Below are 538 nucleotides of genomic sequence, written 5' to 3'. Positions count from 1 at the left end.
GCCAAGGCCAATGGTGGCCATTTCCGACAGTGGCTCGATGAACACCCAGCGCTTCCAGCGACCGACATAGAAGCGATCCATGAACGTGGAGTAGCGCTCCCAGAGTTCGCGGGTGCCGCGGCCAGACGAGAACAGGCCGGAATCGATGCGCGCATCCAGATCCAGCAGGAAATGCCGGAACTTGGTCTTCCAACGGGATGGCACGATCTGAGGCACAGGGGCCCTTGGTTTGTTGCAGCGCTCGCGTGCACCCACCGGCACCGCGCGGACGTCATGCTGAAATAATGCGGCAACCCGGCGGCAGGTTTGCGGCCGCCGGAGAGTCGTTCAAGTTCTAGCCGAGCAGGGCAGATAAACCAATGGCATTGCTTATCATTTGCACGACAGGGCTAACAGCTTGCCGGTTTTGCCCTTGTTTGCGAGCCGGCCGACACGATGTTGCTTGCAGAGCCTGCACCGCAACTCCTAGAAGGGCGTTTCGCCGCAACCTGGATTGATTCAAATCGCATGACCGCGCGTCCCCCGCGTCCTTCCGCAC

Annotated in this window: 1 protein-coding gene; it reads right to left on the bottom strand. The window is 60.6% G+C overall.

Going from position 1 to position 538, the window contains the following annotated elements:
- A partial coding sequence (locus AC1DS5_RS25520; RefSeq protein ID WP_477721034.1) for a hypothetical protein occupies positions 1 to 204 on the bottom strand: 204 nt, incomplete at its 3' end.
- Positions 205 to 538 lie beyond the last annotated feature (334 nt).

This window comes from Polaromonas sp. P4_H1 (assembly GCF_056400945.1).
Note: the sequence above shows the minus strand (reverse complement) of the source record. Positions and strands in the feature narration are given on the sequence as shown.